Here is a 26,267-nt window from a genome sequence, read left to right on the forward strand (position 1 = left end):
CTCTATCACGCGCATGAGATGGCTTCGCTGGCAGATGATGTGTACGACTCCGCGAAGGGGTATGGTCGAGCACCGCTTGGATGGGCTCGCGGTAGCGAGGATCTTGACAGGTTCCGTGATGGCGTCCCCGGCCTATTGACGGTCAGCGATCAGGAACTCCTGGATCTTCTCCGGCCGGAAAAATCCGGATTCCGCGCCGAAATCTACATTCCAGATCCGGCAATCCTCGGGCCGGGCTACAAGCCCACCGTGGTCTACAAAGGCTCAGCGGGTGAAGTGGCGACCGCCAATGGCCTGCGCGATACCAGCGCCGAAGATTTTCTGGCCAACAACTTCCCTCAGTCTGTTGGCATGCAGACCGATTACTACGATCGCGCCATGCGACTGGCATTACGTATGAAGGATCAGCGAATCGATTTCGAAATCGCCGGCCATTCCCTGGGCGGCGGCATGGGCTCGGCAGCCTCGGCGGTGAGCGGTGTGCCGGCAACCACGTTCAACGCAGCCGGATTGCATCCGGCAACTGCGCAGCGCTTTGCCAAGAGCACACCCGGTGTGCAGCTCTACGACACCGCCGACACCGTAGTGGCCTATCAAGTCCAGGGCGAAATGCTCAACAACGGCATCCAGGACAATATCCACCGGCTGGATGCGGCGCGGCGCCAGCAACTGGCGGCGGTGATGGGCGACACCGCCACCCTGCTGCGCACCTTGCCGGAGGGGCAGGCCTTGCTCGACAGCGCGCTCACCCAGGATGTACCGGTAAATGCGCAGCCGGCGGTGCATGCGTTCGTGGACCGGCTGGCGCAGGGCGACACCGCCCACCTTCTACAGCAGCTGCCGCTGGCCGCCGGCCGTATCGAGCCGGTGCTGCCGGCCAAGATGCAGGGCCAGGATGGCGCCTTGGTGGACCGTGCGCAGGCGCTGACCTTGCAGGAGAGCCTGTACCTGGCCGGCCCGGCGCTGGGTGTGTTGCGGTCCGGTGCTACCGGCGCGCAGATCGGGCGCGGCCTGGGCGAGCACAGTGCTGCACTCGGGCGGGCGGGCGATGCGGCGCTGGATGCGGCCGGCGACGGCGTGGCGCGCGGCCTGCAGATGGGTGGCGCGGCCGTGCGCCATGGCGGTAGCGCGACGGGTGCGGCACTCGAAGCCAGTGGCGACAGCCTGGGCCGTGGGTTGGCCGCAGGCCGTGCGGTTGCCGGCGAGCTGGATGCCAGCGCGCAACGCTGGGCGTTGCAGGCCCAGGCGCAAGCGCAGGACACCGCCGCCGACGCACTGCGCGGTGCCGCACGCTGGTTGCCCGATTCCGCACAGGCCACCCTGCTGGAGCAGGCCCAGGCCTTGGAACGCCAGGCCCAGGCGGACCGCCAGCAGGCCGAGCAGCAGGCCGCACAATTGCGCGAAGACAGCGCGCGCCAGGCCGAGGCCTTGATGCGCACCACCGCAGGCGCCGCAACGGCGGCCGCAGACCAGGTACGCAGCGCCGCGGCGCTGCCGCAGCAACTGCTGGACACGGTCGGCACGCGCCTGCAGCGCAGCCTGGATGCCAGCGGCGATGCGCTGGCCGGCCTCACCGCAAACGCGCCCAGCGCCGGTGCGCTGGAAGGTGCGGTGCTGGGCGCCGGTGCCGCCACGCAACTTCGGTTTACGCCGAGCAACCCGTACAACCTGGGCAATGTCGCGCAGACGGCCACCTTGTCCGTGCACGGCCAACGCTCGCTGCACGAAGCGCTGGAACGCCACCTGATGACCGAGACGGTGGTGCCGAGCCTGCAGGCGCGGATCGATGCGGAAGAACAGCAGGCCCGTCAGGTCCTGGGCCAGGGCCGCACGGCCGCGCAGCAGCAGGACCCGCACACGCCGACGGCGCTGCGCACCGGCGACCCGGATATCGACGCGATGCTGCAGGCGCTACGCAATCACGACGAAGCGGGGGTGTTCAAGGCGGCCGAGCGGATCCGGCATTCGCCCGAAGGGCAGGCGCTGCTGCAGGAGGGACAGGTCTTGATGCAGCAACGCGAGCAGGAGGCGGTGACCAATCAGTTGGCCTGGACCCCGGCCGACATGCAGCCGGCCGATGTGCAGATGGCGCATGGGCCGGTACGCGTGATGAGCCTGATGCAGCAGGGGCCGGCGATGGCCGCCGCGGATGCAGGGGGCGGTGGCGGCGATGGCGGAGGAGGGGGCGGTGGTGGTGGCGGAGGCGGGTAAGCGCCTGCGTGTTGTGCGAAGCGGAATGCGCTGTCGGAATGCACGGTGACGGAGACGAGGGATGCGCGAAGAAGAGCTGAAGGACCTGGCCAGGGCGTTGGGTACGCTGGCCGCCACGATCGACGCGCGCGAACAGCGCCAGCACGCCGCGCTGGAGCGGGACATGGCAGCGTTGCGCACGCTCGCCGCGCGCAACGGGGATGAAATCAACCGCCTGGTCGGCGGCGCGGTGCCGCAGCTGCAACAGGCCTGGCAACAGGCGCTCGACAGTAGTCTCGCCCCCGCTTCGCGTCGGCTGGAAGCGGTGATCTTACGTTCCGGCACGGCATTGCAGGCGGTGGAAACCGCGCACGAAGCGCTACGCAGCCGTTGGCTCTCTCGCGCCTGGATCACCTGCGCCGGGCTGATCGTCGCGACGGTGCTGGCCTGTGCTTCGAGTGTTTACCTGCTGACCGAAGCGCGCCGCGACCTGACCCGATACCGGATCGACGCCAAGGTGCTGCAGGCCGTGGCCAACAGCGACGTGGTTCTGTGCGGAGACCGTTTGTGCGCCAACGTCGATCCGCGCGGAGCACGCAGCGGCGCGCGCAACCAATACCGGGTGGTCAGGCCGCGGCCATGATGGGGCGCCCTGAGCACCATAGCAGCGCAGGCGCGTCGGACCGACCGGCGAGGCCACGGTACCATTGGTGGTTTGGACCACGGCCCCCGCCATGAAGATCGCCTCCTGGAACGTCAACTCGCTCAACGTGCGCCTGCCGCACCTGCAACAGTGGCTCACCGACGTCGCGCCGGACGTGGTGGGCATCCAGGAAACCAAGCTGGAAGACCACAAGTTCCCGGACGCGGCGCTGGCCGCGCTTGGGTATCGCAGCGTGTTCTGCGGGCAGAAGACCTACAACGGCGTGGCGATCCTGTCGCGCGCGCCAGCGTTGGACGTGCAGATGGGCATCCCCGGGTTCGATGACGTGCAACAGCGCGTCATCGCCGCCACCGTCGATGGCGTGCGCATCATCAATCTGTACGTGGTCAACGGGCAGGACGTGGGCACCGACAAATACGCCTACAAACTGCGCTGGCTCGATGCGGTGCACGCCTGGATCGCGCAGGAGCTGCAGCGCCACCCGCAGTTGGTGGTGCTGGGCGACTTCAATATCGCCCCGGACGCGCGCGACGTGCACGACCCGGTGGTGTGGAACGAGACCCATATCCTCACCTCCACCGCCGAGCGCGCCGCGCTGGAAAAACTATTGGCGCTGGGCCTGCACGATGCGTTTCGTTTGCATCATGACCAAGCCGAGCAGTTCAGTTGGTGGGATTACCGCCAGGCCGCGTACCGCCGCAACCTGGGGCTGCGCATCGACCTGACCCTGGTGTCGGATGCGCTGCGCGCACGCGCGGTGGCGTCGGGCATCGACCGCGAACCTCGCACCTGGGAACGCCCCAGCGACCATGCCCCGGCCTGGGTGCAACTGGCGGAGGCCGGCGCATGAGCGAGCGTCATCTGCGTCGCAGCACCCACAAGATCGGCGACGTGACGCTGGGGCCGGTTCACCGTTTGAGTTGCCATTGCGGCGCCGTGCAGATCGACCTGGAATTGCCGCACGGCCTGCTCGATCCACGCCGTTGCGATTGTTCGATGTGCCGCCGTCGTGGCGCCATCGTCGCCTCGGTCGCGCTCGATGGCCTGCACGTGCGGCAGGGCGAAGACGTGCTGCGCCTGTATCAGTTCAACACGCACGCCGCAGCGCATTATTTCTGCGGCGTATGCGGCATCTACACCCATCACCGGCGCCGCTCCAATCCCAACGAATACGGCTACAACGTCGGCTGCCTGGAAGGCGTCAATCCATATGCGCTGAACATCGCGGTGCAGGTGGAAGACGGCGTCAACCATCCGGCAGATCGCGCCGCTGCCGGCAGCTGAAACGACACTGCCCGGGCAAGCCCGGGCAGTGCAGTCACCGATGTGGCGCGATTTAGATCGGCTAACCAATCGACCGCGCAGTCGTCGGGGGCGCGGCCAGTGCCCGGAATCGGTATGCACCGCTCGTATGCTGCGGTTCTCCCGTGCCGTCCCTCTCCACCTGCGACTGCTCTTTAGCCGTTCTTAAAGCGACCAGCAAAACAGCCAGCCGACTACCGGATGGATGCGGCCCATGCCCGGAGGCGGATGCCGCGCGTACGCTACGATGACGCCGTGTTGTCCGTATGCACCTGACGGCCGCACCCACCGGTTTATAGGACGCTGTTAGCGCACGCGGCCACGGGTAAACAGATTGACGATGGCCAGCAAAATCACCGCACCCACCAGCGACCAGACAAAGGTCATCACGGTGATCGCCTGATTGATGCCGCCGCCTAAAAACCAGCCAGCGATCATTGCACCGACGATGCCGACCACCACATTGAGAATGATGCCCTGCTGTGCATCGCGACGCATGATGATGCTGGCCAGCCAACCCACGATGCCGCCGATGATCAACCAGATAATGATGCCCATGGTGCCAATCTCCTCGTTCGCTTGCACCGGGAGCGGTGCATGGGCGCCATTGGACGCAGCGCGCCGTGAAGCAGCTGTCGAGCGCGATGCGCGCACTTCCCCTACGTTGGGGTTGGTGTGCACGGCGTGACAGCGCACGCCGGGTGGCAGCATGGCCCGGTGCAGCTATGGCTGCGTCCGCATCGGCCCGGTGAGCGCGGCGAGCCGCAGGCGCGGCAGCTGCTTGGCCCGGCCCTGGCGATCGACCCGGCCGCGGTGCCGCTGCTGCGCGATGCGCGCGGCCGACCCTCCCTGCAACCGGCGCTGCCCGACTGGGATACCGGCTGGAGCCACAGTGGCGACTACCTGCTGGTCGGGTTGGGCCGCGGCGTGCGGCTGGGGGTGGATCTGGAACGCATCCGCGCCCGCCCGCGCCTGCTGGACATCGCGCAGCGTTTCTTTCATCCGGACGAACTGGCGTTGCTGGCGGCGCTGGAGACCGACGCACAGCAGGCGCTGTTTTTCCGTCTGTGGTGCGCCAAGGAAGCCTTGCTCAAGGCCTATGGGCATGGCCTGTCGTTCGGCCTGCATCGGCTGGCGTACGCCGTTGACTTGGATGGCGCATTGCACCTGCAGTGGTGCGACCCCGAACTAGGCGATGCCGCACAGTGGCAGCTGCACGAATGGTGGGCCGCGCCGGACTGCCGCGCCGCGCTGGCGTTTTATCCTCAGCCCGCCGCGTGAGGCGCCGCGCCATACGGCAAGATCGGCTGACGGAACTGCGCCGTGCCATCGAGATCGCGCAAGGTCACCGTCAACACGCCGCTGGCGCCGTCGATCTCCACCTCTCCGAAGAACTGATACCCGCCCAACGGTGAGGTGTTCGGCGCGGGCGGCGCCTTCTGGAACACCACCGTCGGGCCGAAGGTGGCATCCAGCGCATTCGGCCCGAAGCTGCCGGCATTGAGCGGGCCGCCGACGAATTCCCAGAACGGCTCGAACTGCTGAAACGCGGCGCGGTCCGGATGGTAGTAGTGCGCGGCGCAGTAATGCACATCGGCCGTCAGCCACACCGTGTTGCGGATGCGCGCGCGGCTGATGAAGCGCAGCAGCGCGGCGATCTCCTGCTCGCGTCCGCGCGGCGCGCCGTCATCGCCATTGGCGATCGCTTCCCAGCGCGGGCGCCCGTTGCCATCTTCGCCATCGGGGACCTGCAAACCGATCGGCATGTCGGCGGCAATCACCTTCCACTGTGCGCGTGAGCCGGCCAGCTCGCGCTGCAACCAGGCCAGCTGCTCGGCGCCGAGAAATGCGGTCTCCGCGCTCGGCGTGGGTTGCAGATTGTCGCTGTTGGCACCGCGATAACTGCGCATGTCCAGCACGAACACATCCAGCAGCGGGCCATAGCCGATCTTGCGATAGATGCGCCCATTGCCATCGGCACGCACGCCGCGCATCGGTGCATATTCCAGAAACGCCTTGCGCGCACGCGTGGCCAGTACACCGATGTCGCGCACCTGGTAGCGCGCATCCAATTGCTTGCCGGGCGACCAGTTGTTGGTGGTTTCGTGGTCGTCCCATTGCCACAGTTGCGGCACCTCGGCATTGAAGCGGCGCACATGCTCGTCGAGCAGGTTGTAGCGGTAGTTGCCGCGGAATTCGTCCAGCGTTTCGGCCACCTTGCTCTTGGCCGCGGTGGTGAGATTGCGCCAGCGTTTGCCGTCTTCCACGGTGAGTTCGGCCGGGATCGGGCTGTCGGCATAGATGGTGTCGCCGCTATGCAGGAAGAAATCCGGGTTGCGTGAGCGCATCGCGCTGTAGATGCGCATGCCGCCGATGTCGGGATTGATGCCGAAGCCCTGGCCCACGGTGTCGCCGCTCCAGACAAAACGCACATCGCGGCGTGTCTGCGGTGCGCTGCGCAGATGGCCATGCACCGGCGCACTCAGCACACCGCTGTCGGCATCTTCGAAGCGCACCCGATAGAAAATGTCCTGGTCGCACGGCAGCCCGCCCAGATCCAAGCGCGCGGTGAAATCGTGGGCGGGTACCGCCATGCCTCCCTCCACGCGACGCGCCTGGCGCAGGCTCGGTCGCGTATCCCATTCCACCCGCATCCGCGCCGGGCGATCCGCGCGGCTCCACAGCAGCGCGCGACCATCGCGCACATCGCCGCTCTGCACGCCATCGGTGATGATCGGTCGCCCGGAGGGCGCGGCCAGACTGCGTGCAGACCAACCGCCGGCCGCCGGCAGCAACAGCCCGGCGCCCAAACCTTGCAACACGCGGCGGCGCGCGGGATCGGAGGCAGTCATGGGGTGTCCTTCGCGCAACGGGGGAGCTTGCAGATGTAGCGCCGCTGTCTTACCGCTGCGTGTCCGGCACCGGCACGGCTCCAGGCCGCGTGACCGGGATCACGCCGATGCCGGCAAGCGATGCGCCCGCATCGCCGAACACGCCGGACCGCACGCCCGCGATGCGTTGCCGTGTCGCGGCTGCCAACCAATGCCGTGAAGTGGCGGCCGACTGCGTCGACGCACGCTCTGTTTGAATCCTGCTTCAGATCATTCCTGCGAGCATCGACGATTCCCGATTCCCGATTCCCGATTCCCGATTCCCGATTCCCAATTCCCAATTCCCAATTCCCGATTCCCAATTCCCGATTCCCAACCCCCAACCCCCAACCCCCAACCCCCAATCCCCAATCCCCAATCCCCAATCCCCAATCCCCAATCCCCAATCCCCAATCCCCAATCCCCAATCCCCAACCCCCAACCCCCAACCCCCAATCCCCAATCCCCAATCCCGCCACGCCACGCCACGCCACGCCCACCTGCGATAATCGCGCCATGAACGATGCCGCACTTCCCCCCGATGTCTCCGCCGCACTGGCGCATGGCCTGCAGGCCCAATCCCTGGATGCGGATTTCGCCGCGCCGTTGCTGCGCTATCTCACGCTGCTGGTGCGCTGGAACAAGACCTACAACCTCACCGCCGTGCGCGACCCGCGCGAGATGGTCACCCGCCATCTGCTCGATTCGCTGGCCATGCAGCCCTACATCGCCAGCGGCACCCTGGCCGATCTGGGCACCGGCCCCGGCCTGCCCGGCATCCCGCTGGCGATCACCCGCCCGCAGCTGCAGGTGACGCTGGTGGAAAGCAACGGCAAGAAGGCGCGCTTCATGCGCGAGGCCTTGCGTCACCTGGCGCTGGGCAATGCGCGTGTGGCCGAGTCGCGCGCCGAAGCGCTGGATGAGCCGGCCGCCTACGACCACCTCACCGCCCGCGCGCTGGATACGTTGGCCGGCATCATTGACGTCGGTGGGCACCTGTTGCGCCCGGGCGGCAGCCTGCTGGCGATGAAGGGGATCTATCCGCACGAAGAAATCGCCGCGCTCCCGGCCGGCTGGACGCTGGCCGAGGTACACCCGCTGCAGGTGCCTGGCCTGGATGGCGAACGGCATCTGGTGGTAGTGCGTAAGGCCTGAGCCGAAGCCACGTTTATCGGCCTCGAGCGGCCCTCACCCCGACCCTCTCCCGCAAGCGGGAGAGGGAGCGATACTGCCCTCGCCAAGCACGTCACGTGCTTTACCTCCGGCGAAGAGGTGACGACCGGCTTCTGACAAGCCCACCACGACCCTTCCCCCCGCCTGCGGGGGAAGGTGCCCGCAGGGCGGATGGGGGCAGTCCCTGACTCGCCCCGCCATATCAATCCAGCCGCCGACACTCCAGCCACACCCGTGCGTCGGCCCGCGTTGGGACTTCCGGCCCATGGCAGCGCTCCCGGGGGCTGCCATGATCGGGCGTTCGCTCCAGATCAGGCTCTCCGCACGTGACCTCTCCTCTCGCCGCCGCACTCTCGCTCGCCCTGCTGGGCCTGTCCTTCGGCGCTGTCGCCGCCCCGCCCGTCGCCGCTCCGGCCACGCTGACTGCCGAAGCACCTGCCGACGCGCGCTTCCGCGCGATCTACGAAAAAGAGTGGGCATGGCGTCAGGCCGAAACCGGCCAGGCCGATGAAGACACCGACACCACCGGCGACAACACCAAGCTGCCGGACGTCGGCGCGGCCGCGCAGCAGGCGCGTCTGACGGTCTGGGAGGGTGTGCTCAAGCAGCTCGACGGCATCGACCCCAAGCAGCTCTCGCCCGCCAACCAGATCAACCTTGCGATCTATCGCCCGCAGGTGGAAAACCTCGCAGCCGAAGTGCGTCTGCGCCTGTACGAGATGCCGTTCAATTCCGACAGCTCGTTCTGGTCCAACCTGGGCTTCATGGCCCAGCGGCCGATGAAGACCGCCGCCGAGTACCGCGCCTACATCGCGCGCTTGAACGATGTGCCGCGCTATTTCGACCAGCAGATGGTCAATATGCGCACCGGCCTGGCGCGCGGCTTCAGCGTGCCGCGCGCGGTGCTGGACGGGCGCGATGTCTCCATCGCCACCGTTGCCGAGGTTAAGGACCCCACCGAGTCCACCTTCTACGCGCCGTTCAAGCAACTGCCGGCGCAGATCCCGGCCGCTGAGCAGGCCCAGTTGCGTGCGCAGGCCAAGACTGCGGTCAGCGGCGCAGTACTTCCGGCCTACGCCAAATTGCTGACCTTTTTCCGCACCGACTACATGCCCAAGGCGCGCACTACTTTGGCGGCCGAAGCGCTGCCCAATGGCAAGGCGTTCTACCGGCAGCAGATCCGCGAATACACCACGCTGGAATTGACGCCCAAGCAGATCCACCAGATCGGCCTGGACGAGGTGGCGCGCATCCAGACCCAGATGAACGCGATCATTCAGCAGGTGGGGTTCAAGGGCAGCTTCGCGCAGTTCCTCACCTTCCTGCGCACCGACCCGCAGTTCTACGCCAAGACCCCGCAGGAGCTGCTCGATCGCGCCGCATGGATCTCCAAGCGCGTGGACGGGCAGGTGGGCAGGTTCATCGGTACGCTGCCGCGCGGGCGCTTCACCATCAAGCCGGTGCCGGCCGATATCGCCCCGTTCTGGACTGCCGGGCGCGGCGGCGCCACGACCTATTGGGTCAACACCTACAACCTGCCGTCGCGGCCGCTGTACAACCTGCCGGCGCTGACCTTGCACGAGTCTTCGCCCGGGCATTCCTTGCAGGGCTCGCTCGCATTGGAGCAAGGCGAGCAGCCGGCATTCCGGCGCGAAAACTACATTTCCGCCTATGGCGAAGGCTGGGCGCTGTACACCGAAAAACTTGGCCAGGAGATGGGCATCTACGAGACCCCGTACGAGGAATTCGGCCGGCTCACCTACGAAATGTGGCGCGCCTGCCGGCTGGTGATCGACACCGGCGTGCATCACGACGGCTGGACCCGCGAGCAGGCGCTGGCCTATCTGCGCGACCGCACCGCGCTCAGCGAGCATGAAGTCACCACCGAAGTGGACCGCTACATCTCCTGGCCCGGCCAGGCGCTCAGCTACAAGCTGGGCGAGATCACCATCGTCAAGCTGCGCGCCGAAGCCGAACGCGAGCTGGGCGAGCGCTTCGACATCAAGGCCTTCCACGACGTGGTGCTGAAGCAGGGCTCGGTCACCTTGCCGGTGCTGGAGCAGCAGGTGCGTGCGTTTATTGCCGAGAGCAAGGCGCGCCCGGCCAAGCCCAAGTCAACCGCTGCCGCCGCGCCCTGAGCGATGCATGCGATGCGGCCAAGGCCGCGCCTACGTCGACCGCGTCGACCGGGTTGTGACCGCGTCGCGGCCAGGTCCGCTCCTACAAGTCAGCAGGACCAGCCGATTTTGCCGAAGCCAAGCTGTCGTAGGAGCGGCCCCGGCCGCGATGCCGTCCCGACACCCTCAACGCCGCAACGCGTGATCGGCCATTTGGCACACCAGACACACCGCCTCGACGGTCCATCCGCCTCCTTCCGGTGGCTGTGAATTGGTCGGGACCGCATCGCGGCCAGGTCCGCTCCTACAAGTCAGCAGGACCAGCCGATTTTGCCAAAGCCAAGCTGTCGTAGGAGCGGCCCCGGCCGCGATGCCGTCCCGACTTCCTCAACGCCGCAACGCGTGATCGGCCATTTGGCACACCAGACACACCGCCTCGACGGTCCATCCGCCTCCTTCCGGTTACCGTGAATCGTTCGGGACTGCGTCGCGGCCAGGTCCGCTCCTACGACGGTTGCCGGTGAGCGCCTTGCGATCCGGACCGGCCACTGCGCGCCCGGATGCGATTGTGTAACTGCCCTGGCCCCGATACGCTGCGTGCCATGCTGTTTCGACGCGCCCGCTTATTGCACCCTCTGCTGCGCCTGATGGCGCTGGCAGTGCTGGTCATGGGTGTGCTGGTCGCGCCGGTGGCCTGTGCACTGGGCGATGTGCATGCGCTGGCGCACGACCAGGCGCATCTGGACGACAGCGCGCCGCACGGTCACGACGGCGCCGATGAAGACGATGCCGGCGAGCGCGATGGTGCCGGCCTGCTGCATGCCTTGATGCACAGCGGTTATTGCCATGGGCATAGCCCGGCGATGCTGCCTGCCATCGCCTGGGGTCCACTGCCGATGCGCGCACACGCGCAGCCGGCCGCGCTGACCTCCGATTACCGTTCGCATCTGATCGATACCTTGCTGCGGCCCCCGATCGCGGCCTGATGCCTTGCCGGCGGCTGCCGGCCTGTCCATCGATCCCGATTCGCGGAGATACCCTCATGTGGTTGCGACTGGCGGCACTTGCCGCCCTCGCGGTCGTGCCGTGCGCCATGGCGCAGGACGTACCGCCCCAAACTGTGCTTACCCTGGACGACGCCATCGCGCGCGTCGCAGCCAAGCACCCCGATCTGCGTCTGGCCGACGGCCAGCAGGCCGTGCTCACCGCCGAGGCGCAGCGCGATGCGTTGCGCCCGCCGCTGCGCATCGGCGCGGAGATCGAAAACGTGTTCGGCAGCGGGCCGACCCGCGCGCTGGACCAGGCCGAACTCACCGTCACCCTGGCCAGCGTGCTGGAGCGCGGCGGCAAGCTGGATGCGCGCCGCACCCTGGCGCAGGCGCGCATCGATGCACTGGCTCCGCAACGTGCCATCGCGCGGCTGGACGTGCTGGCCGACGTGGCGCGGCGCTATCTGGCCATCACCGCCGCCCGCCAGCGCCACACCATCGCGCTGGAAACCCTGGCGCAGCGCCAACGCACCGTGTCCGCCGCCCGCCAGCGGCTGCAGGCCGGCGCATCGCCCGAATCGGTCCTGCTCACCGCACAGGCCCTGCAGGCGCGTGCGGAACTGGACCGCGACCGCGCGCAGCTGGAACTGGCCGCGGCACGTCGGCAACTGGCGCTGCTATGGGGCGCGCGCAGCATCGAGGCCGACCAGATCAGCGGCGATGCCTTGCAACTGCCGGCTATTCCCGAGTTCGAGGTGCTGGCGCAGTTACTCGACAGCACGCCGGAGCTGTCATGCCTGAACAACGAGCAGCGCCTGCGTGATGCGCGGTTGCAGCTTGCCCGCAGCCAGGCCAGCCCGGACCTGGACTGGCAAGTGGGTGTGCGCCGGCTCGAAGGCAACAACGCCACCGCGCTGGTCGGCAGTGTGTCGCTCGCACTGGGCAGCGCCGGTCGCGCGCAGCCGGACATCCGCGCCGCGCAGGCCGAGCTGTCGCTGCTGGACATCGAACGCCAATCGCAGGCCTTGCAGCTTTACGCCACCTTGGCCGATGCGCATGGGCGTTACCGCGCCGGCCAGCTGGAAGTGGCGCGCATGCGCGAGGAGGTGCTGCCCGCGCTGGCACGCGCCGATACCGCTGCAGAGCGCGCTTACCGCGCCGGAGCCACCAGTTATCTGGATTGGGCGCAGCTGCAGGCGCAGCGCAGCGATGCACGGCAGCAGCAACTCGCTGCCGCAGTGGAAGCGCAGAGCGCATTGATCGAAATCCAGCGGCTGACCGGGCAACCGTTTGTCGTCACGGCGGAGACGACTCCATGACGACGACCATCCAGGTGCACGCGTGGTTACACACACCGTTGCACGCCATCTCGCCCACACCGCTAGCCGCAACCTGTACCGCAGACGCCGCAGCCGCAACCCGCGTGGGCACTGTTAATTACACGCAGCCGCAGCGCACGCCGTGCCGCGCCTCACTTGCTGCATCGCTCGGCGCACTTCACGCGGGCAGTGCTACGTGCACGCAGCCGCAGCGCACGCCGCGCTGCGCCTCACTCGCTGCATCGCTCGGCGCAGTGCGCCGGCATTCCAAAGGATCTCGTTCGATGACGCCATACATTTTTACGCCGCTGCTGCTGGCGCTGCTGCTCGGCGGTTGCGGCCGCGCCGATGAAGACGCACACGGCCATGCAGGCAGCGAGGCTGGCCATGCCGAAGAGGGCGGCGGTGGCGAGCACGCCGACGAGGCCAAAGGCAAACACGGCGGCCGGCTGCTCAGCCAGGACGGCGACAGCGTGGAGCTTGCGATTGCCGAAGACGGCCGCCCGCCGACGTTCCAGGCCTGGCTGTATCGCGATGGCAAACCAGTGCCGGCCAGCGCCGGCAGCGTGGAGGTCAAGACCACGCGGTTGGGGGGCAAGGTCGACACCTATCCGCTGCGTGCGCAGGCCGACGGAAGTCTGCTGGCCGTCAGCGAAGTAGGCGAGCCGCATTCGTTCGATGTGGAAGTGCGCGCCAGCGTGCAGGGCAAGACCCATCGCTGGACCTATTCCAGCTATGAAGGCCGCGCCACGATCGCCGCCAAGATTGCGCAGGACGCCGGTATCCGCATGGCGCCGGTGGGTGCCGGCAGCATCGCCGATCAGCACGAAGTGCAAGGCCTGCTGACGCCGGCAGAAGGTGCGCAGGCGCAGGCGACCGCGCGCTTTCCCGGGCCGGTACGCAGCTTGCGCGTCAACGTCGGCGATCAGGTGCGTGCGGGCCAGGTGCTGGCCACAGTGGAGAGCAATCTCAGCCTGACCACCTACTCGGTCACCGCGCCGATCAGCGGCACCGTGCTGGCGCGTAACGCCAGCTTGGGCAGCAACGCGGGCGAGGGCCAATCGCTGTTCGAGATCGCGGATCTGTCGAGCCTGTGGGTGGATCTGCACATCTTCGGCGCCGACGCCGGGCATATCGCCGCCGGCGCGCCGGTGACGGTGACGCGCATCAGCGATGGCGTGATGGCACAGACCACCCTGGAGCGGGTGTTGCCGGGCACGGCCACGGCCAGCCAGAGCACGGTCGCGCGCGCGGTGTTGCGCAATACCGATGGCTCATGGCGACCAGGCTCGGCAGTGAAGGCGCGGGTGACGGTCGCGCAGCAGCCGGCAGCGATGGTGGTGCCGGTGGGAGCGTTGCAGCAGTTTCGCGACTGGAATGTGGTGTTCGTGCGCGTGGGCGATGTGTACGAGGCGCGGCCGGTAACGTTGGGCGCGCGCGATGCGCAGCAGGTGGAGCTGGTCTCGGGCGTGTCGCCGGGCGACACGGTGGTGGTGGAGCAGAGTTATCTGGTGAAGGCCGACATCGAGAAGTCGGGGGCATCGCATGATCATTGATCGCGTTGCGGTGGGCGGCATTGCGTCGTCGAGTGAGGGCGTTTGTTGGGTGCAGGGGGATGCGCCACGTCCAAGGCGTTCGCGCCCTTCCAGGCTAAAGCAAAGGCCTTTGCGCCCTATTGGGCTAGGGCAAAGGCTTTCGCGCCCTGTCGGGCGCGAGTTACTTTTCTTTGCTTGTGCAAGAAGCGCTTTACGGCAGCCGCAGGCTGACCAAAGTAACCAAAAGAAAGCACACCCCGTCCTCGCGCCCTCCGCGCCTGCGGCGCTGCGGGTCCGCAAGTCCGGCAGAAATTTTTGTAAGGGACATCCATGTCCCTTACAAAAACGTCGCGCATCCATGCGCGCCGCCCTGCGGGTTGTATCTGCCGGCCTTGCCGCTGCGGTATGGGGGCCCAAACGCAAACAGCACCAGCACCAGCACCAGCACCAGCAACAGCACCAGCACCAGCACCAGCACCAGCACCAGCACCAGCAACAGCAACAGCAACAGCAACAGCCTTGGTGCTGGTGTGCGGATGGGTGTTTGTTTGGCGTGCTGCGTCGCACCGCGATAGGGAGGCCGCGCTGTCGGTCGGTGGCACCACGAGGGTGGCGCGCGGCGCAGTGCGGTGCCAGGAATGCACGGAGGGGCCTGTCATGCTGACCAATATCATCCGTTTTGCGATCGCGCAGCGCTGGTTGATGCTGGCGTTGACCGGGGTATTGATTGCGATCGGGGCGTGGAGTTTTTCGCGGTTGCCGATCGATGCGACGCCGGACATCACCAATGTGCAGGTGCAGGTCAATACTGCAGCGCCGGGGTATTCGCCGTTGGAGTCCGAGCAGCGGGTGACGTTTCCGTTGGAGACGGTGCTGGCAGGATTGCCGGGGCTGGAGTCGACGCGCTCGCTGTCGCGCTATGGCTTGTCGCAGGTGACAGCCGTGTTTGCCGATGGCACCGATCTGTACTTTGCGCGGCAGCAGGTGGCCGAGCGTTTGCAGCAGGTCAAATCGCAGTTACCGGCCGAGCTTGAGCCGCAACTGGGGCCGATCGCCACCGGCCTGGGCGAGATCTTCATGTACACCGTGGAGGCCAAGCCCAATGCACGCAAACCCGATGGCACGGCGTGGACGGCGACCGATCTGCGCACCCTGCAGGATTGGGTGGTGCGGCCGCAGCTGCGCAATGTGCCTGGCGTCACCGAGGTCAACACCATCGGTGGGTATGCGCGGCAGATCCATATCACCCCGGATCCGGCGCGTCTGGTCGCGTTGGGCTTTACGCTGGATGACGTGGCGCGGGCGGTAGAGGCGAATAATCGCAATATCGGTGCCGGCTACATCGAACGGAACGGACAGCAGTTTCTGGTGCGCGTGCCGGGGCAGGTGGATGACATCGCGCAGATCGGCGCAATCGTGCTGGATCGCCGCGAAGGCGTGCCGATCCGGGTGCGCGATGTGGCGCAGGTCGGCGAAGGCCGCGAGTTACGCACCGGGGCCGCTACGCAGGACGGCACCGAAGTGGTGCTCGGCACGGTGTTCATGCTGGTCGGTGCCAATAGCCGCACCGTGTCGCAAGCCGCTGCCGAGCGCCTGAAAGTGGCCAACGCCAGCTTGCCGGCCGGTGTGCAGGCAGTGCCGGTGTACGACCGCACCGCGTTGGTCGACCGCACCATCGTGACCGTCGCCAAGAACCTGGTCGAAGGCGCCTTGCTGGTGGTCGTGGTGTTGTTCCTGCTGATGGGCAATGTGCGCGCAGCGTTGATCACCGCGGCGGTGATTCCGTTGGCGATGTTGTTCACGCTCACCGGCATGGTGCGCGGTGGCGTGTCCGGCAATCTGATGAGTCTGGGTGCGCTGGATTTCGGCTTGATCGTCGATGGTGCGGTGATCATCGTGGAGAACTGCCTGCGTCGCTTCGGCGAAGCGCAATTGCGACTTGGGCGTGTGCTCGATCGCGACGAACGCTTCGCGCTCACTGCCGAGGCCACCGCCGAGGTGATCCGTCCCAGCCTGTTCGGCCTGGGCATCATCACCGCGGTGTATCTGCCGGTGTTCGCGCTCACCGGCATCGAAGGCAAGATGTTCCACCCGATGGCCATCACCGTGGTACTGGCGCTGAGTGGTGCGATGGTGTTGTCGCTGACCTTCGTGCCGGCGGCGATCGCCTTGCTGCTCGGCGGCAAGGTGGCCGAGCATGAAAACCGCGCAATGCGCTGGGCGCGCGGTGTGTATGCGCCCTTGCTGGATCGCGCGCTGCGGCACGGGCGCTGGGTCGGCATTGCGGCGCTGGTCACGGTGGCGCTGTGTGCGGTGCTATCCACGCGGTTGGGCAGCGAATTCATCCCCAATCTGGATGAAGGCGATGTCGCCCTGCATGCCTTGCGCATTCCCGGCACCAGTCTGGAACAAGCCATCACCATGCAATCCACCCTGGAAAAACGCATCAAGCAATTTCCGGAAGTGGCGCATGTGTTCGGCAAGCTCGGCACCGCCGAAGTGGCCACCGACCCGATGCCGCCATCGGTGGCCGACACGTTCTTGATCATGCATCCGCGTGCGCAATGGCCGGACCCGCGCAAGCCCAAGGCGCAGTTGGTGGCCGAGATCGAAGCGGCGGTGAAACAGCTGCCGGGCAACAACTACGAGTTCACCCAGCCGATCCAGATGCGCATGAACGAGCTGATTTCCGGCGTGCGTGCGGATGTGGCGATCAAGGTCTACGGCGACGATCTGGCCACGCTGGTGAAAGTGGGGCAGCGCGTGCAGGAGATCGCCAGCAGCGTGCCCGGCGCAGCCGACGTCAGCCTGGAACAGGCCACCGGCCTGCCGATGCTGGCGGTGGTGCCCGATCGCGCTGCACTGGCTGGTTACGGGCTCAATCCCGGTGTGGTGCAGGACACCGTGGCCGCTGCGGTGGGCGGGCAGGAGGCCGGGCAATTGTTCGAAGGCGACCGCCGTTTCGACATCGTGGTACGGCTGCCGGAGGGCTTGCGTCAGGACCCGGCCGCCTTGGCGGATCTGCCGATCCCGCTGCGCGGCGATGGCGAGCGCGGCGATGCCGACGAATCCAGCCGCGCGGCCGGCTGGCGCAGCGGCGAGCCGACCACCGTGCCGCTGCGTGAGGTCGCCAAGATCGAGACCGTGCTTGGCCCGAACCAGATCAATCGCGAAGACGGCAAGCGCCGCATCGTCATTACCGCCAACGTGCGCGACCGCGATCTGGGCGGTTTCGTGACGGAGGTGCAGCAGCGTGTGCAGGCGGAGGTCGCCTTGCCCACCGGTTACTGGATCGGCTACGGCGGCACTTTCGAGCAACTGATCTCTGCCGGCCAGCGCCTGGCCTGGGTGGTGCCGGGCACCTTGTTGCTGATCTTCGCGCTGTTGTACTGGTCGTTCGGTTCGTTGCGCGATGCGGTGGTGGTGTTCAGCGGCGTGCCGTTGGCGCTGACCGGTGGCGTGGTGGCATTGGCCATGCGTGGGTTGGCGTTGTCGATCTCGGCCGGTGTCGGCTTCATCGCGTTGTCCGGCGTGGCGGTGCTCAACGGCCTGGTGATGATCGCCTTCATCCGTGGCTTGCGCGCCGACGGCATGCCGTTGGAGCAGGCATTACGCGAAGGCGCATTGTCGCGCCTGCGGCCGGTGTTGATGACCGCATTGGTTGCCGCGCTGGGCTTCGTGCCGATGGCCTTCAACGTCGGCGCCGGTGCAGAGGTGCAGCGTCCGCTGGCGACAGTGGTGATCGGCGGCATCGTCTCGTCCACCTTGCTCACTTTGCTGGTGTTGCCGGTCTTGTATCGGTGGCTGCATCGGCAGCGATCGGGGCGATCCACAGCTATTGTCGCGGCAACGCCACGCGGAGACGGCGCATGAGCAAGTCCTGTTGCGGGTGTGGCAAGACACTGGATGTGGCAGCGATGCAGGCCCGTCAGCGGCGCGTGCTTTGGTGGGTGTTGGCGATCAATGTCGGCGCCTTTGCGCTGATGCTGGCAGGTGCGCTGCACAGTGGCGCCGCCTCGCTGCTGTCCGGCAGCCTGGATAATCTGGGCGATGCGCTCACGTACGCACTGAGCCTGGCGGTGGTGGGCGCCAGCCTGGCGGCCAAGGCGCGGGTGGCCTTGCTCAAGGCCGGGTTGATTCTGTTGGCGGCGTTGGCGGTGGCGGCGGAGATCGGCTGGAAACTGGCGCACCCGCAGCTGCCGTTATTCCAGAGCATGGGCGTGGTGGCGGCGCTGAACTTTGCCGCCAATCTGGCATGCCTGCGCCTGCTGTGGCCGTACCGCAACGGCGACATCAATCTGGCGTCGGCCTGGGCTTGCTCGCGCAACGATGTCTACGAGGGCATTGCGGTGCTGGCGGCCAGTGCGGCGGTGTGGGCGTTCGGCAGCGGTTGGCCCGACCTGGTGATCGCGGTGGCGCTGCTGCTGCTGTTCCTGCGCTCGGCCTGGCAGGTGGCGCATGCAGCCCTGGCGGAGTTGCGCCAGGTCACTGCGATGGCGCATGCCGGGGGCGGCTGATCGTCGCCTGCTCACGCGCCGGGTAACGGCGTTGCCCGCGTCAGCGGGCTCGCCGTAAGTGCTTGCGATACAAGGAATTGCCGTGCATAATGCGCGGCTCGCTGTGCCCGGATCGCTCCGGATGGCGGCACCCAGCGCGATGGGGTTGCCGGCTCGTTCCCAGCGTAAGTTCTTGATTCCCAACGTTGCGTGGCAGCTTGATGCTGTCGGGGCCGCCGCTCCCCAGGCTATGGGTGGCAATTCATTTATCGAGGTGCGTAATGTCCCGCGTATGCCAAGTGTCCGGCAAGCGTGTGCAGACGGGTAACAACGTCTCCCACGCAAACAACAGAACCCGTCGTCGCTTCCTGCCTAACCTGCACGAGCGCCGTTTCTGGGTCGCCAGCGAAAACCGCTGGGTGAAGCTCCGTGTCTCCGCGCATGCATTGCGCACCATCGACAAGAACGGGATTGATGCCGTTCTGAAAGAGCTGCGTGCGCGCGGCGAAAAGGTCTGAGGAGTAAGCAGTCATGGCAAAAGGCAAGCGTGACAAGATTCGTATGATTTCCTCGGCCGCTACCGGCCACTTCTACACCACGGATAAGAACAAGAAAAACACTCCGGGGAAGATGGAAATGATGAAATACGACCCCGTCGTGCGTAAGCACGTGATGTACAAGGAAGGCAAGATCAAGTAATCCACCGATTACACGATCTGCATCCAGGCAAACACCCGCCGAAAGGCGGGTGTTTGCGTTTGGGGAATCGATTGCGACGTCGGGACTGCCGCAGCGCGTTAGCGCGTTTGATCGGCACACGTTGATGCACGGGATTGTGTAGCGCCGTGCAAAACTTGCGATGCAGCTTGGTTGGCTGCATTCGTTTCTCCCTGCGGCAGAGGGTGAAGGGCGAAGCAGTTAGCGTTCCATTTTCGAATGGCGCGTGGCGACGCGTTTGATATCGCGGGCGGTGACCACTCTCTGAGGCGCCCCCTGATCCGCTCCTTCGGGACACCTTCTCCAGCTGGAAGAAGGAAGAGCTATAGCCCACGTGCGCGCAATTGCGCGTCCAGGCGTGGATACACGCGCCGTGCATTGCCTTCGAAGACCTTGCGCTTGTCTGCATCGGAGATTGCCAGTGCATCGATATAGCGTTTGGTGTCGTCGAAATAGTGCCCTGTCTGCGGGTCGATGCCACGCACCGCGCCGACCATTTCCGAGCCGAACAGAATGTTGTCGATGTCGATCACCTCGAACAGCAGGTCGATCCCGGGTTGGTGATACACGCAGGTGTCGAAGAACACGTTGCGCATCACGTGCGTGGATAACGGCGGTTTGCCCAACATGTCGGCCAGGCCGCGGAAGCGACCCCAGTGATACGGAACGGCGCCACCGCCGTGCGGGATGATGAAGCGCAGCTGCGGAAAATCGGCGAACAAGTCGCCTTCCAGAAACTGCATGAAGGCGGTGGTGTCGGCATTGAGGTAGTGCGCGCCGGTGGCGTGGAAATTGGCGTTGCAACTGCCCGACACGTGCACCATCGCTGGGACATCCAGCTCGACCATTTTTTCGAAGAACGGGTACCAGGCGCGATCGGTCAACGGCAGGCCGGTCCAGTGGCCACCGGATGGGTCGGGATTGAGATTGCAGCCGACAAACCCGAGCTCGGTGACACAACGTTCCAGCTCCTGGATCGAGTGCGCGATCGACACACCTGGCGATTGCGGTAGCTGGCACACACCGATAAAGGTGTGCGGATACAGCTGCACCACGCGGCCGATGAGGTCATTGCAATGCCGCGTCCAGACCTGGCTCACGGCTTCATCGCCGATGTGGTGCGCCATGGTGCTGGCACGTGGCGAGAAGATCGTCATGTCCGCACCGCGCTCGCGCAGCAGGCGCAATTGATGCTGCTCGATGCTGTCGCGCAGTTGGTCATCGGAAATGTGCGGATATACCGGTGCCGGCAGGTTTGCGTCGGTGTAATGCGCAATCTGCGCCTTGCGAAACGCATCGTGTGCAGCGGGTGCAGTGGTGTAATGGCCGTGGCAGTCGATGATCATGGCGATGCTCGTTGAAGTGCGGGTCGGATCCGTCGGACGCGTTCGGGTGAAGGCGTGCAGCGTGTGACAGCAGCCACTGCTGCGTCTGCGTCTGCCCAGCCGCCAGTCGCACGCAGTCGCTGAGTGGGTGTGCCATCGCTATCGCCATCCATCACGGCATCTCCGGAATGCGTTTCTCGCGGTGCGCGGCGAACCGACGGCACTGCATCAGTACGTGCATGCCACTGCACGTGCATCGTTTCCCGCTTCAAGCTGCACCCCAGGCCGCCCGACGCGCCCACCACGTAGGAGCGCACCCGGGCGCGACCGGCACTCGATCCGCTGCAGGTGCTGCTCCCCGTTTGCCACGCACCTGCCTGGCATATTCCTGGCCGGCAAGGCGTTGCCGAGATGCAACGGGACGTTGCGCCGATGTTCGATCCGCAGCGGCGCAAGCACACGCTCTCGCATGACGACGCAGACGACACCGTGCAGCGCATCGACGATCGGACAAGTGCAGTGCGCATGCCGCAATCTCCCTGCTCGAACCAGCCTGACGCTGGCAACATAGCCCGATAGTGGCAGTGCTTACCCAAACAACACCCCATCGAATAACTTGCGTGCCGTCCTGACCACCGCGGCGTGCACCACCGCGCCATGTGCATCGCGTTCGATGACGCAGCCGGTCATGCCGCTGGGGTGCTCCACGTCCACCTGCTGGATGCTGCCGCCGTGCAGCTGCGCCAGCGCGTGCGCGGGTGACTCCGGCAGCAGGCAGGCGGTGGCGACGGTGACAGCGCCGAGCACACCGATCGACGCATGGCAGCGGTGCGGGATAAACGAACGCACGCTGATTGCGCCACCGTTGCGCGGTGCGGCCACCAGCATCATCTTCGGCACTGTGGCTGCACTGACATCGCCCAACTGCATCAAGGGGCCGGCCTGCAGGCGAATGGATTCCAGCCGTGCTTTGAGTGCGTCATCCGCATCCAGCGTGGCACGGTCTTCATAGCCGCTGATCCCGACGTCGTTGGCGCGCAGCACCACGCACGGCATGCCGTTGTCGATCAGCGTCACCGCCACGCCATCCAGCATGTCCACGGCGCGCCCGGTGGGCAACAGCGCGCCGCAGGAGGAACCTGCGATCTCGGCGAATGCCAACGCAATGGGTGCGGCAGTGCCCGGCACGCCGTCGATGCGCGCGTCGCCCGCATACGTGACCCGGCCGCCGGGCGTTTGCACGGTGGCCGTTGCCAGGGTGCCGGTGTTGCGCATGAAGATGCGTACGTCGGTCTGCCCATCGTGCGTGGGCAACAGGCCGCGCTCCAGCGCGAAGGGCGCCACGCCGGCCAGCATGTTGCCGCAGTTCTGCGCATCGCTGACCTGCGCCTGTTCGACCGCCACCTGCAAAAACAAATAGTCCACATCGGCATCGGCGCGTGTGGAGCGCGACACCACCGCGACCTTGGAGGTGAGCGGGTCGGCGCCGCCCATGCCATCGATCTGGCGCAGGTCCGGCGAGCCGTAGGCGCGCAGCAGCAAGGCATCGCGTGCGGCAGTGTCGGCAGGCAAGTCGTCGGCCAGAAAAAAGCCGCCCTTGGAGGTGCCGCCGCGCATCCACATCGCGCGCACCTGCTCAGACATAGCGCAGCCCCTTGGCCGCCAAACGCTCGCGCATGGCGTAGATATCCAGGCCCAGTTCGCCGCGCGCCAGACGTTCGCGCTTGATCAGTTCGCGCGCTTCGCGGGCCTGCGCTTCGGCCAGCACGTCGGCCGCGGTGGCGCGCGGCACCACGCACACGCCATCGTCGTCGGCCACCACCACATCGCCGGGCTGGATCAGTTGCCCGGCGCAGACCAGCGGTACGTTGACCGAGCCCAGCGTCTCCTTGATGGTGCCCTGCGCGCAGATGGCGCGGCTCCAGGCAGGGAACTGCATGGCGGTGAGGTCGCGCACGTCGCGCACGCCGGCATCGATGATCAGCCCGCGGCAGCCGCGTGCCTGCGCCGAGGTGGCCAGCAAATCGCCAAAGTAGCCGTCGCAGCAGTCGCTGGTGGGCGCCACCACCAGCACGTCGCCGGGCTGCAACTGTTCGATGGCCACATGCATCATCCAGTTGTCGCCGGGCGGCAACGACACCGTGACCGCGGTGCCGGCGATGCGGCAGCCGGCGTAGATCGGGCGCAGCCGGTGGTGCAACAGACCGCTGCGGCCCTGCGCCTCGTGCACGGTGGCCACGCCGGCCTGTGCCAGCCCGTCAACGAGGGCGATCGGGGTGCGCGCAACCTGGGTGACGACCTGACTCATCCATCCATCCTCGTTAGTACTGCGCCGAGTCTGAGCGGCGAGAGTCAATCAGCTCAAGATTCATTTGAGGTATGCGTATTGATTTTGCTTATAGTTAGAGCATGCTGCCGATGCCCGAGCCGAACCTGCGTCATCTGTATGCCCTGGTCGTGGTGCACCGGCTGGGCAGCATCAGCGCGGCCGCGCCGCAGGTGAATCTGTCGCAGCCGGCCTTGACCCAGGCGGTCGCGCGCCTGGAACAACAACTGGGCGTGCGGCTGTTCGAGCGTCAGCCTGGCGGCATGGCCGCCACCGAGGCTACCCAGCTGGTGGTGCCGCGGATCGAGCGCGCCTTGGCGCATCTGGGCCGGGGCATCCTGGTTGCGCGGCGTGCGCTGCGGCTGCCGGCGCGCCCCGGTCTGGAGCGACGGGTGTCGTTGGGCCAGCTGCAGGCGCTGGTGGCGGTGGATGTGGCAGGCAGCTATTCGCTGGCTGGGGTGCAGCTGGGTGTGTCGCAGCCGGCGGTCTACCGCGCGGTGCAGGCGCTGGCCGATGTGATCGAGGTGCCGCTGACCATGCGCCGCGGCAAGGCGATGCAGCCCACGCCGGTGGCGGAGCGGCTGCTGCGCCAGGTGCGGCTGGCGCTGGCGGAGGTACGCGCCGCGCTCGATGAAGTAGCCGCCCTGCGCTCGCAGCATGCCGGGCGGGTGGTGGTGGGGGTGATGCCGCTGGCGCGGGCGATCCTGTTGCCGCAGGCGTTGGCGCGGTTTGCGCGTGCGCACCCGGCCGCCAGCATCAGCGTGGTGGAAGGCCCGTATGCGGAGTTGCTGGCGCATCTGCGCGAGGGCGGGCTGGATCTGCTGATCGGTGCGTTACGCGACCCGCTGCCGGTGCGCGACGTGCTGCAGGAGCCGCTGTTCGACGACGAGCCGGTGATCGTGGCGCGCAGCGGGCACCCGTTGGCCGGCAAGGCGTACGCGTTTGCGCAGCTGCTCGACTACCCATGGGTGATGGCCGCGGCGGGCACGCCGGTGCGCGAGCGCTGGGAACGTATGTTCCGCGATCGGCAGCTGGAGCCGCCGCCGTTGCGCATCGAATGCGGCGCCGAGCTGACCGTGCGCGGCCTGTTGCTGGAAGACGATTGGTTGACCCTGATGTCGCGCGACCAGTTCCTGTTCGAGCGCCGCGCCGGCCTGCTGCGCGAGATCGGCAGCGCCGGGCCGCGTTTGCGTCGGCAGATCGGCATGACCACGCGCAGCGACTGGCACCCCACGCGCGCGCAGACCGCCTTCGTGCAGACGCTGCGGCAGGTGTGCGCCGAGCGCGTGCATCCGGCAGCGGCAGATGCCGGCCCGTTTCGCCATTGCATCCAACCGGTGGGGACCGCGTCGTTGCGTTTACCCGCGGCCGGGTCAGAATCGGCTTCCTCATGAGAACGGAGCGCTGATGCTGCCCGACTGGTTGCAAGGGACCTGGCTGTTGGCGCTGGACTGGGTGATCCGCCTGGCCGCGCTGCTATGGATTCCCACCCGCACCACGCCTGGCGCGGCGCGCAGCTGGTTGCTGCTGATCGGCTTTGTGCCGGTGGTCGGCCTGCCGCTGTATCTGTTGCTCGGCCACCCGTGGTTGTCGCGGCTGCGCGTGGAGCGGCAGGCCACCGCCTCGCAGGTGATTCGCGAACAGCAGCTGCCGTTGCATGCGCTGCGCTGGACGCCGCCGCCCGATACCAGCAGCGCCGAGGTGGTGCCGCTGATCGAACGGCAGGGCGACTTCATGCCCACCTTGGGCAATGCGGTGGAATTGCTCGATGACTACGCGCAGTCGCTGCAGGCGTTGATCGTCGCGATCGATGCGGCCGAAAAGCGCGTGCATCTGCTGTATTACCTGATGTTCGACGATGCGGTGGGCGATGCGGTGGTGGCAGCGCTGCAGCGGGCAAGCGCGCGCGGCGTGCGCTGCCGCGTGCTGCTCGATGCGGTGGGCGCCAAGCGCGGCCTGCGGCGCTATCGCAAGCGGCTGCAGGCCGACGGCATCGAGGTGCTGGCGGTGCTGCCCGGTGGGCTGCGCTGGCGCCGCAGCGGGCGCATGGATCTGCGTAATCACCGCAAGATTGCGGTGATCGACAACCAGGTGGGTTTTGTCGGCTCGCAGAATCTGGCCGACGCCGGCTTCATCGACGGCGTGCCCAATCGCGAGCTGGTGGCGCGCGTGCGCGGGCCGGTGGTCAATCATCTGGAAGCGGTGTTCGCCAGCGACTGGTTCACCGAAACCGGGCAACGTCTGGATGTCTGGCCGGATGCGCCGGTCTGCGAGGCCAATATCGCCACCCAGTTGCTGCCCAGCGGGCCGGCGTACCCCTTCGAGAACGCGCGCGATGCGATCAATGCGGTGATCCATCTGGCGCGACGAAAAGTGGTACTGGTGACGCCGTACTTCGTGCCGGACGAGGCCTTGCTGAGCGCCTTGCGCATCGCCGCGGTCTCGGGCGTGGATGTGCAGCTGATCTTGTCCGAGCGCAACAACCAGCGTCTGGCGGCGTGGGCACAGGAAGCGTATTTCGACGAGCTGCTGCGCTGTGGGGTGAAGATTGCGCTGTACCGCCCGCACTTCCTGCATGCCAAGCACCTGAGCATGGATGAAAACATCGCGCTGGTGGGCTCGATCAATCTGGATATCCGCTCGTTCGCGCTCAACGCCGAGATCGGCATGGTGTGCTACGACACCGGTGTGGTGCAGCGGTTGCGCGCGATCGAACAGGACTATCTGGCCAACGCACGTCAGCTGGATCTGCAACAGTGGCGGCGGCGCCCGGCCTGGCGACGCAGTCGCGAAGGCATCGCGCGGCTGGCGGATGCGTTGATGTAGTGGCCTGCGCTCAGTCCGGGCGCATCACCTGGAACACGTTTCCCTCCGGGTCGCGGCCGTCGTACATCTGGTAAGCGAAGCCCGCATAGCGTTTGAGTTCATCCACACGCACGCCTGCGCTGCGCAGTTGCTCGCGATGGGCGGCCAGATCGGAGGTGATGGCGAACACCAACTTGGTGGTCGAGCCTGCCGCCGGTGCCCCGTCGGATGCGGGCGATGACGGCTGCTGTCGGTACCTGTCGCCCATCAGGTGCAGCGCCAGTTCGATCTGGCCCGCCACCAGGACGACCCACTGATCGGCGATCTCCTCGATGACGGGAAGCGCGAAGTGGGTCTGGTAGAACGCCTTGGCCGCAGCGACGTCGCGGACATAGATAATGAGCCTGACCAATGCGATGGACATCCTGTGGGCCTCCCG

At 66.7% G+C, this 26,267-nt stretch carries 23 protein-coding genes; 16 read left to right on the forward strand and 7 right to left on the reverse strand.

The window, feature by feature from the left end:
- Positions 1-18 precede the first annotated feature (18 nt).
- The 4 genes from ASF90_RS23285 to ASF90_RS05165 all read left to right on the forward strand — a co-directional run bounded on the left by ASF90_RS23285 (position 19) and on the right by ASF90_RS05165 (position 4,138).
- The gene (locus tag ASF90_RS23285) at positions 19-2,211 is read left to right on the forward strand and encodes a hypothetical protein (protein ID WP_055850170.1); all 2,193 of its coding nucleotides are present in this window, start codon (positions 19-21) and stop codon (positions 2,209-2,211) included.
- Between the two features lie 61 nt (positions 2,212-2,272).
- Positions 2,273-2,833, forward strand: coding sequence for a hypothetical protein (locus ASF90_RS05155; protein ID WP_055846795.1), 561 nt, complete (start codon positions 2,273-2,275; stop codon positions 2,831-2,833).
- A 91-nt stretch (positions 2,834-2,924) separates the two neighbouring features.
- Positions 2,925-3,704, forward strand: a complete 780-nt coding sequence (gene xth / locus ASF90_RS05160; protein ID WP_055846797.1) for an exodeoxyribonuclease III — start codon at positions 2,925-2,927, stop codon at positions 3,702-3,704.
- Entirely contained in the window at positions 3,701-4,138 is a 438-nt protein-coding gene (locus ASF90_RS05165) for a GFA family protein (protein WP_055846799.1), read from the forward strand. The genes xth and ASF90_RS05165 overlap by 4 nt, the downstream gene beginning before the upstream one ends.
- A gap of 324 nt (positions 4,139-4,462) precedes the next feature.
- On the opposite strand, the gene ASF90_RS05170 is transcribed toward ASF90_RS05165, so the two are convergent.
- On the reverse strand, positions 4,463-4,714 hold the full coding sequence (locus ASF90_RS05170; protein ID WP_039425819.1) for a GlsB/YeaQ/YmgE family stress response membrane protein: 252 nt from the start codon (positions 4,712-4,714) through the stop codon (positions 4,463-4,465).
- 126 nt (positions 4,715-4,840) lie between these two features.
- Between ASF90_RS05170 and ASF90_RS05175 the strand changes: the two genes are divergently transcribed.
- Positions 4,841-5,437 (forward strand): 4'-phosphopantetheinyl transferase superfamily protein, encoded by a 597-nt coding sequence (locus ASF90_RS05175; protein WP_055850172.1) that lies wholly within the window; start codon positions 4,841-4,843, stop codon positions 5,435-5,437.
- Here the strand turns inward: ASF90_RS05175 and ASF90_RS05180 are convergent.
- Complete coding sequence (locus ASF90_RS05180; RefSeq protein ID WP_055846803.1) at positions 5,422-7,008, reverse strand: alkaline phosphatase D family protein; 1,587 nt, start codon at positions 7,006-7,008, stop codon at positions 5,422-5,424. The two genes, ASF90_RS05175 and ASF90_RS05180, sit on opposite strands and share 16 nt — an antisense overlap.
- Positions 7,009-7,542: 534 nt before the next feature.
- On the opposite strand from ASF90_RS05180, the gene rsmG reads away from it, so the two are divergent.
- The 5 genes from rsmG to ASF90_RS05205 all read left to right on the forward strand — a co-directional run bounded on the left by rsmG (position 7,543) and on the right by ASF90_RS05205 (position 14,180).
- On the forward strand, positions 7,543-8,181 hold the full coding sequence (gene rsmG / locus ASF90_RS05185) for a 16S rRNA (guanine(527)-N(7))-methyltransferase RsmG (protein WP_055846806.1): 639 nt from the start codon (positions 7,543-7,545) through the stop codon (positions 8,179-8,181).
- A gap of 344 nt (positions 8,182-8,525) precedes the next feature.
- Positions 8,526-10,337: a DUF885 family protein gene (locus tag ASF90_RS05190; RefSeq protein WP_055846809.1), complete on the forward strand. Its 1,812-nt coding sequence runs from the start codon at positions 8,526-8,528 to the stop codon at positions 10,335-10,337.
- A gap of 581 nt (positions 10,338-10,918) precedes the next feature.
- Positions 10,919-11,302, forward strand: a complete 384-nt coding sequence (locus ASF90_RS05195; protein ID WP_055846812.1) for a hypothetical protein — start codon at positions 10,919-10,921, stop codon at positions 11,300-11,302.
- 56 nt (positions 11,303-11,358) lie between these two features.
- A complete protein-coding gene (locus ASF90_RS05200; RefSeq protein ID WP_055846815.1) occupies positions 11,359-12,624 on the forward strand; it encodes a TolC family protein in 1,266 nt (421 codons plus the stop codon).
- Positions 12,625-12,908: 284 nt separating this feature from the next.
- Positions 12,909-14,180: an efflux RND transporter periplasmic adaptor subunit gene (locus tag ASF90_RS05205; protein WP_055846816.1), complete on the forward strand. Its 1,272-nt coding sequence runs from the start codon at positions 12,909-12,911 to the stop codon at positions 14,178-14,180.
- A gap of 316 nt (positions 14,181-14,496) precedes the next feature.
- Here the strand turns inward: ASF90_RS05205 and ASF90_RS23290 are convergent, their stop codons facing one another.
- Positions 14,497-14,673, reverse strand: a complete 177-nt coding sequence (locus ASF90_RS23290) for a hypothetical protein (RefSeq protein ID WP_156364958.1) — start codon at positions 14,671-14,673, stop codon at positions 14,497-14,499.
- Between the two features lie 143 nt (positions 14,674-14,816).
- On the opposite strand from ASF90_RS23290, the gene ASF90_RS05210 reads away from it, so the two are divergent.
- The 4 genes from ASF90_RS05210 (at position 14,817) to rpmG (ending at position 19,354) form a co-directional block, all read left to right on the forward strand.
- Entirely contained in the window at positions 14,817-18,032 is a 3,216-nt protein-coding gene (locus ASF90_RS05210) for a CusA/CzcA family heavy metal efflux RND transporter (RefSeq protein WP_055846819.1), read from the forward strand.
- Complete coding sequence (locus ASF90_RS05215) at positions 18,029-18,676, forward strand: cation diffusion facilitator family transporter (protein WP_055846823.1); 648 nt, start codon at positions 18,029-18,031, stop codon at positions 18,674-18,676. The genes ASF90_RS05210 and ASF90_RS05215 overlap by 4 nt, the downstream gene beginning before the upstream one ends.
- Positions 18,677-18,936: 260 nt before the next feature.
- Entirely contained in the window at positions 18,937-19,173 is a 237-nt protein-coding gene (gene rpmB, locus ASF90_RS05220; RefSeq protein ID WP_002809459.1) for a 50S ribosomal protein L28, read from the forward strand.
- Between the two features lie 13 nt (positions 19,174-19,186).
- Positions 19,187-19,354: a 50S ribosomal protein L33 gene (gene rpmG / locus ASF90_RS05225; protein WP_002809462.1), complete on the forward strand. Its 168-nt coding sequence runs from the start codon at positions 19,187-19,189 to the stop codon at positions 19,352-19,354.
- 341 nt (positions 19,355-19,695) lie between these two features.
- On the opposite strand, the gene ASF90_RS05230 is transcribed toward rpmG, so the two are convergent.
- The 3 genes from ASF90_RS05230 to ASF90_RS05240 all read right to left on the reverse strand — a co-directional run bounded on the left by ASF90_RS05230 (position 19,696) and on the right by ASF90_RS05240 (position 23,005).
- On the reverse strand, positions 19,696-20,718 hold the full coding sequence (locus ASF90_RS05230; RefSeq protein ID WP_055846826.1) for an amidohydrolase family protein: 1,023 nt from the start codon (positions 20,716-20,718) through the stop codon (positions 19,696-19,698).
- 567 nt (positions 20,719-21,285) lie between these two features.
- Positions 21,286-22,341, reverse strand: coding sequence for a 4-oxalomesaconate tautomerase (locus ASF90_RS05235; protein ID WP_055846829.1), 1,056 nt, complete (start codon positions 22,339-22,341; stop codon positions 21,286-21,288).
- A complete protein-coding gene (locus ASF90_RS05240) occupies positions 22,334-23,005 on the reverse strand; it encodes a 4-carboxy-4-hydroxy-2-oxoadipate aldolase/oxaloacetate decarboxylase (protein WP_055846832.1) in 672 nt (223 codons plus the stop codon). The genes ASF90_RS05235 and ASF90_RS05240 overlap by 8 nt, the downstream gene beginning before the upstream one ends.
- 101 nt (positions 23,006-23,106) lie before the next feature.
- On the opposite strand from ASF90_RS05240, the gene ASF90_RS05245 reads away from it, so the two are divergent.
- Positions 23,107-24,417, forward strand: a complete 1,311-nt coding sequence (locus tag ASF90_RS05245) for a LysR family transcriptional regulator (protein ID WP_055846834.1) — start codon at positions 23,107-23,109, stop codon at positions 24,415-24,417.
- Between the two features lie 13 nt (positions 24,418-24,430).
- Positions 24,431-25,849: a cardiolipin synthase gene (gene cls, locus ASF90_RS05250; RefSeq protein WP_055846837.1), complete on the forward strand. Its 1,419-nt coding sequence runs from the start codon at positions 24,431-24,433 to the stop codon at positions 25,847-25,849.
- Positions 25,850-25,859: 10 nt separating this feature from the next.
- Here cls and ASF90_RS05255 read toward each other — a convergent pair whose 3' ends face one another.
- Positions 25,860-26,252 (reverse strand): VOC family protein, encoded by a 393-nt coding sequence (locus tag ASF90_RS05255; protein ID WP_055846840.1) that lies wholly within the window; start codon positions 26,250-26,252, stop codon positions 25,860-25,862.
- Positions 26,253-26,267 lie beyond the last annotated feature (15 nt).

It is taken from the genome of Xanthomonas sp. Leaf148 (assembly GCF_001423585.1).
GTDB lineage: Bacteria > Pseudomonadota > Gammaproteobacteria > Xanthomonadales > Xanthomonadaceae > Xanthomonas.

What these genes read in the sequence shown, in the direction of transcription:
- ASF90_RS05215 (WP_055846823.1), top strand. Translation starts at nt 18,029, where the DNA reads ATGAGCAAGTCCTGTTGCGGGTGTGGCAAGACACTGGATGTGGCAGCG.
- ASF90_RS05245 (WP_055846834.1), top strand. Translation starts at nt 23,107, where the DNA reads ATGCTGCCGATGCCCGAGCCGAACCTGCGTCATCTGTATGCCCTGGTC.
- ASF90_RS05205 (WP_055846816.1), top strand. Translation starts at nt 12,909, where the DNA reads ATGACGCCATACATTTTTACGCCGCTGCTGCTGGCGCTGCTGCTCGGC.
- rpmG (WP_002809462.1), top strand. Translation starts at nt 19,187, where the DNA reads ATGGCAAAAGGCAAGCGTGACAAGATTCGTATGATTTCCTCGGCCGCT.
- rsmG (WP_055846806.1), top strand. Translation starts at nt 7,543, where the DNA reads ATGAACGATGCCGCACTTCCCCCCGATGTCTCCGCCGCACTGGCGCAT.
- rpmB (WP_002809459.1), top strand. Translation starts at nt 18,937, where the DNA reads ATGTCCCGCGTATGCCAAGTGTCCGGCAAGCGTGTGCAGACGGGTAAC.
- ASF90_RS05200 (WP_055846815.1), top strand. Translation starts at nt 11,359, where the DNA reads ATGTGGTTGCGACTGGCGGCACTTGCCGCCCTCGCGGTCGTGCCGTGC.
- ASF90_RS05170 (WP_039425819.1), bottom strand. Translation starts at nt 4,714, where the DNA reads ATGGGCATCATTATCTGGTTGATCATCGGCGGCATCGTGGGTTGGCTG.
- ASF90_RS05180 (WP_055846803.1), bottom strand. Translation starts at nt 7,008, where the DNA reads ATGACTGCCTCCGATCCCGCGCGCCGCCGCGTGTTGCAAGGTTTGGGC.
- ASF90_RS05255 (WP_055846840.1), bottom strand. Translation starts at nt 26,252, where the DNA reads ATGTCCATCGCATTGGTCAGGCTCATTATCTATGTCCGCGACGTCGCT.
- ASF90_RS05230 (WP_055846826.1), bottom strand. Translation starts at nt 20,718, where the DNA reads ATGATCATCGACTGCCACGGCCATTACACCACTGCACCCGCTGCACAC.
- ASF90_RS05235 (WP_055846829.1), bottom strand. Translation starts at nt 22,341, where the DNA reads ATGTCTGAGCAGGTGCGCGCGATGTGGATGCGCGGCGGCACCTCCAAG.
- ASF90_RS05240 (WP_055846832.1), bottom strand. Translation starts at nt 23,005, where the DNA reads ATGAGTCAGGTCGTCACCCAGGTTGCGCGCACCCCGATCGCCCTCGTT.
- ASF90_RS05210 (WP_055846819.1), top strand. Translation starts at nt 14,817, where the DNA reads ATGCTGACCAATATCATCCGTTTTGCGATCGCGCAGCGCTGGTTGATG.
- ASF90_RS05195 (WP_055846812.1), top strand. Translation starts at nt 10,919, where the DNA reads ATGCTGTTTCGACGCGCCCGCTTATTGCACCCTCTGCTGCGCCTGATG.
- ASF90_RS05165 (WP_055846799.1), top strand. Translation starts at nt 3,701, where the DNA reads ATGAGCGAGCGTCATCTGCGTCGCAGCACCCACAAGATCGGCGACGTG.
- ASF90_RS23285 (WP_055850170.1), top strand. Translation starts at nt 19, where the DNA reads ATGGCTTCGCTGGCAGATGATGTGTACGACTCCGCGAAGGGGTATGGT.
- ASF90_RS05155 (WP_055846795.1), top strand. Translation starts at nt 2,273, where the DNA reads ATGCGCGAAGAAGAGCTGAAGGACCTGGCCAGGGCGTTGGGTACGCTG.
- xth (WP_055846797.1), top strand. Translation starts at nt 2,925, where the DNA reads ATGAAGATCGCCTCCTGGAACGTCAACTCGCTCAACGTGCGCCTGCCG.
- cls (WP_055846837.1), top strand. Translation starts at nt 24,431, where the DNA reads ATGCTGCCCGACTGGTTGCAAGGGACCTGGCTGTTGGCGCTGGACTGG.